Origin of the sequence: Bradyrhizobium sp. BRP23 (genome assembly GCF_020194135.1) — a bacterium.
Taxonomy (GTDB): Bacteria; Pseudomonadota; Alphaproteobacteria; order Rhizobiales; family Xanthobacteraceae; genus Bradyrhizobium; species Bradyrhizobium yuanmingense.
On the sequence record NZ_JADYVW010000079.1, the window covers coordinates 1 to 240 of the forward strand.

The following is a 240-nucleotide window of genomic DNA, read 5'->3' on the forward strand; positions in this document are numbered from 1 at the left end:
GTCGAGATGTTGGTCAGATAGTAATTGCCGCCGGACACCACCACGCTGGTCGATCCCAACGCCTCGATCGTGACGGGGCTGGCAATCGGCACTCCGATCGTGCCGTCGCCATCGAGATCCTGCTGCAGCGTCGGCTCCAGTGCTTTCAGGGTCGGATCGCTCCCCAGGACCTCGGGAGCCGCGGCTAGCGTCGTCACGAAATTGCCGCTGCTGTCGGTGCTCCAGACCGAGTAGTGCCCA

1 protein-coding gene is annotated in these 240 nt (G+C 63.8%); it reads right to left on the bottom strand.

What is annotated here, in order from left to right; translation table 11 throughout:
* On the bottom strand, positions 1–240 hold a 240-nt coding region (locus tag I6F24_RS37425; protein WP_225156635.1), incomplete at both ends, for a hypothetical protein.